The sequence below is a fragment of the Streptomyces sp. NPDC002125 genome (assembly GCF_053593715.1).
The window spans coordinates 141,379-148,940 of record NZ_JBSFDD010000020.1 but is presented as its reverse complement, the minus strand read 5'-3'; the positions used below and the strand labels follow the sequence as shown (position 1 = coordinate 148,940).

5 protein-coding genes are annotated in these 7,562 nt (G+C 71.8%); 2 read left to right on the top strand and 3 right to left on the bottom strand.

Translation table 11 applies throughout. The annotated features are described in order from the left end of the window. Nucleotides 1-660 (top strand): lectin (locus ACWCQM_RS28880; RefSeq protein WP_450918039.1); only part of this gene is annotated, 660 nt, incomplete at its 5' end. Nucleotides 661-783: 123 nt separating this feature from the next. Here ACWCQM_RS28880 and ACWCQM_RS28875 read toward each other — a convergent pair. Further along, the gene (locus tag ACWCQM_RS28875; protein WP_450918038.1) at nucleotides 784-2,271 is read right to left on the bottom strand and encodes a benzaldehyde dehydrogenase; all 1,488 of its coding nucleotides are present in this window, start codon (nucleotides 2,269-2,271) and stop codon (nucleotides 784-786) included. A gap of 372 nt (nucleotides 2,272-2,643) precedes the next feature. Here ACWCQM_RS28875 and ACWCQM_RS28870 point away from each other — a divergent pair, with 372 nt between their 5' ends. Further along, nucleotides 2,644-3,681: a GNAT family N-acetyltransferase gene (locus ACWCQM_RS28870; protein WP_450918037.1), complete on the top strand. Its 1,038-nt coding sequence runs from the start codon at nucleotides 2,644-2,646 to the stop codon at nucleotides 3,679-3,681. A gap of 116 nt (nucleotides 3,682-3,797) precedes the next feature. Here the strand turns inward: ACWCQM_RS28870 and ACWCQM_RS28865 are convergent, their stop codons facing one another. Both ACWCQM_RS28865 and ACWCQM_RS28860 read right to left on the bottom strand, forming a co-directional pair. Beyond that, nucleotides 3,798-4,712 (bottom strand): SDR family oxidoreductase, encoded by a 915-nt coding sequence (locus ACWCQM_RS28865; protein ID WP_450918036.1) that lies wholly within the window; start codon nucleotides 4,710-4,712, stop codon nucleotides 3,798-3,800. 158 nt (nucleotides 4,713-4,870) lie between these two features. After that, on the bottom strand, nucleotides 4,871-7,357 hold the full coding sequence (locus tag ACWCQM_RS28860) for a hypothetical protein (protein ID WP_450918035.1): 2,487 nt from the start codon (nucleotides 7,355-7,357) through the stop codon (nucleotides 4,871-4,873). Nucleotides 7,358-7,562: the final 205 nt, after the last annotated feature.

The window sequence follows — 7,562 nt, the reverse complement described above, 5'->3', positions numbered from 1 at the left end:
TACACCCTGCCGGGCGGGGCGGCGTTCGCGGACGCCTTCCACACCTTCGCGGTGGACTGGGCGCCCGACTCGATCACCTGGTCGGTGGACGGGACGGTGTACCAGCGCCGCACGCCCGCCGACCTCAACGGCAACCGGTGGGTCTTCGACAAGCCGTTCTTCCTCATCCTGAACCTCGCGGTCGGCGGCTACTGGCCGGGAGACCCGGACGGCAGCACCACCTTCCCGCAGCAACTGGTCGTCGACTACGTCCGCGTGACCACCGGCGAACAGTCGGGCGGCGGACCCATCACCGGCCTCGCGGGCAAGTGCGCGGACGTCGCGGCCGGCGCGACGGCGAACGGCACGGCGGTGCAGTTGTACGACTGCAACGGAACAGCCGCACAGAAGTGGACGGTCGGTTCCGACGGCACCATCCGTGCGCTGGGCAAGTGCCTGGACGTCGCTTCGGGCGGTACGGCGGACGGGACCCCGGTGCAGTTGTACGACTGCAACGGGACGGCGGCACAGCAGTGGGCGACGCCCGCGGCCCGCGACATCGTGAACCCGCAGGCCAACAAGTGCCTGGACGTGAGCGGAGGCAACAGCGCCAACGGCACACGGCTGCAGATCTGGACCTGCACCGGAAGCGCCAACCAGAAATGGACGGTGACCAGGTGACGCCGGGCCGCCGGTGACCCCGTGACGCCGGGCGGCCCGTAGGACTGCCCCACGGGTCACACCCGGGCCGGTGTACCGGGACGAAGGCTCCGCGTCCCGGTACACCGGCCGCCCCGCTCCTTGTCAGAGCGGGTACTGCGCGGGCTCGCGGCGGAGCGTGATCCAGCGGGTCTCGGTGAACGCCTCGACATTCGCGTCGGCGCCGCCGTGGCGCGATCCGGTCCCCGACGTCCTGACCCCGCCGAACGGCGCGTTCGCCTCGTCGTTCACGGTCTGGTCGTTGATGTGCACGATGCCGGTCGGGATGCGCTGGGCGAGTTCCAGACCGGCCAGCCCGTCGGCCGTCACCACGCCGAGCGAGAGGCCGTACCCGGTGTCGGCGGCGAGCGCCACGGCCTCTTCGTCGGTCGAGTACGACACGACCGACACGACCGGGCCGAACACCTCCTCGCGGTACACCGTGGCGTCCGTGGGCGGAGAGGCGACCACCGTCGGGCGGTAGAAGAGCTCGTCGTAGGTGCCGCCGGCCGCGAGGGTCGCGCCCTGCTCCACCGCCTCCTCCACCCATGTGTGGATGCGGTCGCGCTGCGTCGCGTCGATCACGGGCCCCATGTGCACCTGTGCGGTGGCGGGGTTTCCGACCACCATCGAATCGGCCTTGGCGGCGAGCCCCGCGACGTAGTCGTCGAAGAGCGACTCGTGCACGATGTGCCGGCCGATCGACATGCAGATCTGGCCCTGGTTGAGGTAGTTGCCCCAGGTGGCGAGGTTGACGGCCTTGTCGACGTCGGCGTCGTGGCGCACGATGAACGCCGAGTTGCCGCCCAGTTCGAGGTGGGCACGCTTGAGATGGCGCCCGGCCAGCTCACCGACCGCCTGGCCAGCCCGGGTGGAGCCGGTGAACGCGATCACGCGGACCCGCGGGTCCTCGACGATCGCCGCGCCCACCTCCGCGCCGCCCGGCAGCAGTTGCAGCAGGCCCTTCGGGAGGCCCGCCTCCTCGAAGATCCGCACCATCGTGATTCCGCCCGTGATGACCGTACGGGGGTCGGGCTTGAGCAGTACGGCGTTGCCGAGCGCGAGAGCGGGAGCGACGGCGCGGATGCCGAGGATCAGCGGCACGTTGAACGGCGAGATCACGCCGACGACACCGGCGGGAACCCGCTGGGCGAACGACAGACGAGGCTCCTCGCTGGACAGCAGCTGCCCCAGCGGGTGGGACGGCAGGGCAGCGGCCTCGTAGCACTCCGACGCGGTCACCTTGACGGCGAATCCGGCGAACGGCGGGACCGATCCCACCTCGCGCACGTTCCAGTCGACGATCTCCTCGGCGTGCTGCTCCCACAGCCGGCCTGCCCGGCGGAGCACGGCGGCGCGCTGCGGATGCGGGAGAGCGGCCCACTCCTTCTGCGCGCGCTCGGCGCTCTCCGCGGCGCGGGCGACGTCCGACGCGTCGGCGAGGCCGATGGTGGCGAGAACCTCGCCCGTGGCCGGTTCGACCGAGTCGGTCGTCCCGCCCGCACCCTTGGCCCACTCGCCGTCGATGTGGATTCGGCCGGCGAACACCTGCGGGTCGATCAGCCGATCGGTTGTCTCCAGCACTGCGGTCATCAGAAGATCCTCTTCTCAGTGGTCGCCGGTGTTGCACTCCCAGGCTGTCATGGCCGGAACTGCTCTGCCGATGGCGGGGATGCAGCGATTCCGCTGACAGCCCGGTGGGCGTGGTTCTCCGCCCGGGTGTTCCGACCTGGCCCACAGCGCCAATTCCGTGGCGCGGGTGTGTGTTCCTCCCGACCGAGGGCATCGGCGTTTCGGCCAACCACCTTCACCGCGGATTCCTTGCGGGACAAGGGTCCGTGCACGTGGCACCCTCCGGCATCCGCTCAAGACCGGGGTTCTCGGAGCGACCGAAAAACATGTGTTCGAAATCGGGGCCGGCTCGTTGATCACCACGACGCAGCCGACACCAGCGGAGGAGACACATTGGAAAGCGCGACGACGGCGGGCGGCGGTCGGGCGGGGGTGCCCGGTGTGCCGGTGGTGCGCCGGGCCACGCCCGCCGACGCCGAGGGCATCGTCCGGCTGCGGTCCGACGTCGGCCTCTCCGGGCGTCCCGACGAGGAGTGGATCACCCGGAGCAGTACCCAGATGACGGCCAGGCTGGCCCCCGGCGGGGACGCCAGGGCGTTCGTCGTCGACGCCCCGGACGGCACGCCCGTCTCCTGCGCCCTCGGCCTGATCCAACCGGTGCTCCCGGAACCGTCCTGTCCCGGGGGACTCGCGGCGCGCGTGCACACCGTCGCCACCCGGCCCGGCCACCGGCGCCGAGGGCTCGCCAGGGCGGTTCTGACCGCACTGGTCGACCGGCTGCACGCGGAGGGCGTCACCCTGTTCGAGTCGCACGCCGGCGACGAGGCGGCAGCGCTCCACCGCCGGCTGGGTTTCGCGGCAGGCCCCGCGCCGATGCGGATGACGCGGCTCGATGAGCCGGTGAGACGGATCGACGGGCCGGAGACCGAGCGGACCTGGCTGCCCCCGGAGCAGTACGCCGAGACCCTCATGAAGGCCACGGGTTTCGCCTGCGTGTATTTCACCGACGCGCACGACCGGCCCCTCCAACTGCGCTCCGTCTACAGCGCGACGCACCCGTGGCAGCTGGCCGGCGGCACGATGGAACCGGGCGAGCGGCCGTGGCAGACCGCGACCCGGGAGTGCCTGGAGGAGACCGGCATCGCGGTCGACGGCCCGCCACGGCTCCTGGCCGCGGTCTACGGGCTGCCAGGGGCGGAGTGGCCGTACAGCACCATGGGCGCGGTCTTCGACGGCGGCCGCCTCACGGATGAGCAGATCCGCCGCGTCGTCCTGGACCCGAAGGAGCACGAAGAGGCCCGGGTCCTGCCGCTGTGCGAGTGGAGATCCCTGATGCCACAGCGGGACTTCGCCCGGCTGTGCGCGGTGGCGGAAGCCCGTCGTACCGGCGTGGCCGCCTACTACGACACATGGGACTGGGGGCAGGAATGAACACGGCGCCGATGCCGGCCGTCACGGATGGACGGTCTGCCACGGCGACTTTGCCCGCTCACGCCCCGCCCCCGCCGTCGGCCCGGTCCGCGCCGCCGGGGCGGGACGCCTCGCGGTCAGCGGTACCCAGCCGTGTCGGCAGGCCTCCCGGGGTCCTGGACCTCCGTGAGGTAGCGCCAGGCATCGGGGCGGCTGCCGTCGAGGTCGGTGAAGCCGTACTCCTGGGCGAGGCCGCCGCTGGACAGCGACCGCCCGTTCCAGCGGCTCACCCGCGGGTCGGCGGCCAGGGCGGCGACGGCCCGGCCGACGTAGAAGGGGGTCTCGGAGATCCCGAAGTGCGGCTCGCGCTCCAGCGCGTCACGCCAGTTCTCCTCCTGGACACCGAAGTGGTCGAGCATGATCTCGGAGCGCAGCCACCCCGGCGTCAGGGCCACCGCCGTGGCGCCGCGCGGCCCCACCTCGTGGCCCAGGGCGAACGCCATCCGGAGCACGGAGGCCTTGGCGAGGTCGTAGAAGAACGAGACCCGGTAGGTGTCCCTGTTGTACTCCGCGGTGCCGTCGGTCACCTCGACCACCAGGCCGCCCTCGTGGCGCAGCAGCAGGGGCAGGGCGTGGTGACTGGTGATCGCGTGGGTCTCGACCGCGAGCCTCAGCAGCCGCAGCCCCTTGTCCAGGTCGTGTTCCCAGACGGGCTTGTCCCACGCGAAGAGGTGCTCGCCGCCCCAGATGTCGTTCACCAGGACGTCCAGCCGGCCGTGCTCCGCCGCGATGCGGTCCACCAGCGCGGCGACCTGCGCCGGGTCCAGATGATCGGTGGGTACGGCGATGCCGAGGCCTCCCGCCTCCGTCACCAGTTCGGCGGTCCTCTCGATGGTCTCCGGGCGGTCGTACTCCGAGCGCCTGGTCCGGGTGGTGCGGCCGGTGACGTACACGGTGGCTCCGGCCGCACCGAGCTCGACCGCGATTCCCCGGCCCGCTCCCCGTGTCGCCCCCGCGACGAGGGCCACCTTGCCGTCCAGCTCTGCTGACATACGCATCCTCCGGGTCGTTGTGCGGCGCTGCGCCGGTGCACCGATGTTCGCGCCGAAACCGGACACCCTCTGTCGTATTGGCGGAGGGCCCTTCCCGGAACGGCCGAACATTCCGGAAAGGGCCCTCGTCCTGGACAGCCGGTCGTACGGCCGGTGGGTCAGCCGCGCCGCCTGCGCGCCACGACCAGCAGCGCCAGGGCGCCGGCCAGCACGCATCCCAGGGCCGTCAGGGCGAGCACACCGCTGCCGCTCGCGCCGGTGTCGCTGAGTCCGCCGTCGCCGTGGTCACCACCGTGGTCCCCACCGCCGTGGCCGCCCTCCCACGGGGGCTTCGTGGGGTGCGGGGACGGGGAAGGGTGCGGGGAGCCGCCCTTGTCCTTGTTGGTGAGGGTGCAGGTGACCGCGTCACCCCGGGCGATCGTCACCCGGTCGTCGGCGACCGGTACCTCGCCCCCGGTGTCGGTGCAGGCCCATCCGGCCGACGCGTATCCCCCGGGGCCACCGGACTCGCCGAGCGTGTACGTCCCCCCGGGCACCGCCACGTCCGTGACCTCGGGGCTGCCGCTCGTACCGGAGAGGGCCTCGGGGCCGTCGGCCGTGAGGGTCCAGTCCTCGGGTCCGGCCGTCCCGCCGTGCTCGTTGACGACGCGCTTGACGAGCGTCAGCCGAGCCTCGCAGCTCACGGTGTTGCGCACGGTGAACGCGTTCTCCGTCCCGGTGAGTTCGGCCTCGTAGGGGAGTGCCTCGTCGACCGTGCCGCCGCCGGCCTCCGTGACCCGGCTGCTCTCCAGGGTGCAGGAGTCGGGCACCGTCGTGGTCTCGGCGATCGTGGTGGTGTCACCGACGGTGTACCCGTCGCGGGCCTCGCCCCAGTTCTGGGCGGTGGCCTCGTCGGTTCCGGGGCCGGTCAGGGTGAGGTCCGCGTCGAAGCCGTCCGGCCTGTCCTCGTGGGCGTACGTCTCTCCGTCGATGCTCCATTCCTTCTCGACGGTGACCTCCGCGCCCTCGGCCTTCCGGGGCCGGTTGTACATGACGCAGCTGATCGCGGAGAGCCTGGCGACATCGACGGAGAAGGCCGGGGCCGAGGCTGGACCCGTGCTGGTGACCGCCACCGGTTCGTCGGTGTCGAGGTCGGTGCAGACGGCGTTCTGCCCGCCCTGCGTCACCAGGTCGAAGCCGGGCTGCTGGGTCTCGGCCACGCCGATGTCCGCGGAGTCGGTCCCGGCCGGGTAGGTGGGTTCGAAGGTCACGGCGCCGGTGCCGTCCGACGAGGTCTCCTGGGTGTCGGGCAGTCCGCCCACGCCCGGTGTGGAGGTGGTCGCGGTGAACTCCCAGCCCTCGCCCGCAGGGGTGGCGCCGGTGACGTCCTCACCCGTGTTGTCCTCGGGCACGATCTGCTTGATGACGGAGAGCGTCCCGGCGCAGTTGGTTAGTGCGAGGTCGGTCAGGGCCTTGCCCGCTCCCGCGAAGTCCTCGGTCTGGTAGTAGTCGGCGGTCGTCGGGTTGGTCCCGTCGAAGGCCTCCGTGCCCGAGATCGCCCGGAGGTTCAGCCCGGACACCCCTTCGACGCCCTTGCCGACACCCACGGCGATGACGCGGGAGTCCTCGGCCTTGACGGCGTTGGTGGCGAAGATCCCTCCCTCGACATCGGCGAAGTGGGTGTGCGAGCCGTCACCCGAGCGCGGGTTGTTCCAGTACGTCGGGTTGCCGTCGGTGAGGACGACGACCGCGTCGTAGTGCGGCTCGGCCTTGGCCACCGCGTACAGGCCCTGGTCCCAGTTGGTGCCCGAGCCCAGGGTCCAGTCGCTGTACAGGTCCTTGAAGGAGTCGGCGCCCGCCTGGGTCGAGACCGGCATCAGGGCGGGGTGGTTGGCCGTGCCCGTGCTCGGTGAACCCCGGTCGAAGGAGAAGAGCGCCATGCGCGAGGGGGTCCCCGCCAGCGCGTCCGTGAATCCGTCGGCCGCCGCCTTCAGGGACGGCAGCGCGCTGCCCACGGAGGCGGAGAGGTCCAGGACGAGCGCGATGTCCAGTCCGCAGCTCTCGGGCAGGCCGGGGTTCTGGCGCGACTGCTGCCAGATGCCGCCGGAGGCGACGTACGGGTTGGCGGCGTAGTCGGTGCTGAACATGAAGTCGCTGGTGGAGGAGTACGTCCGGCCGCCCTCCAGCGCCGGGGTGCGGAACCGGTACGGCGACCGCACCGAGTTCGACCCGCTGCCGTTGCCGGTCCGCAGATCTGGGTTCGTGTACCAGCCGTCGGGGACGCCGTCCTCGACCTGGCGGACGTAGTACCGCTCGCCCTCGTTCGCGCCGCCGTCGCCGGTGTCCGGGACGACGAAGCTGCAGTCGCCCTCGGCATCCGAAGTGCACAGCGCCCAGGTGCCGTTGACGGGTGTGGTGGCGTCCTCGGACGCGTACAGAGCCAGTCGCACCCCGGCGAGCGGGCCGACGACCGAATCGGCCGTACGGTCGCCGCCCGTCTTCACCGTCACCACGGAACTGCCCGGCGTCGGTGGCGGCACGGCCGCGGGAGCCGCCCCCAGCAGTGACACGAGAGCGACAGCTCCCACCAGGGCACGTCCGGCCGCCCGGCGGGCGCCGGCACCGCGGCCGGAGCCCTGGACCACCGCATTGCTCAGCAAGCGCATGGGTTCCCCTCTGACGTTGTACGGGACACTCATGCAAGCAGGTGATATCAGCGTTATGTGACTATTGGTCCGTTCGGGGGCGGTGGCGGGTTCCTGGCGCGAACGCGTTGGCCGCGAGGGCGGCGACGGCGATCTGGGGAATCAGCGTCGCGGGTCAGACCGGTCCGGGTGACGTTCATGGGACGCCGTCCGCGCCTTCGGCCGG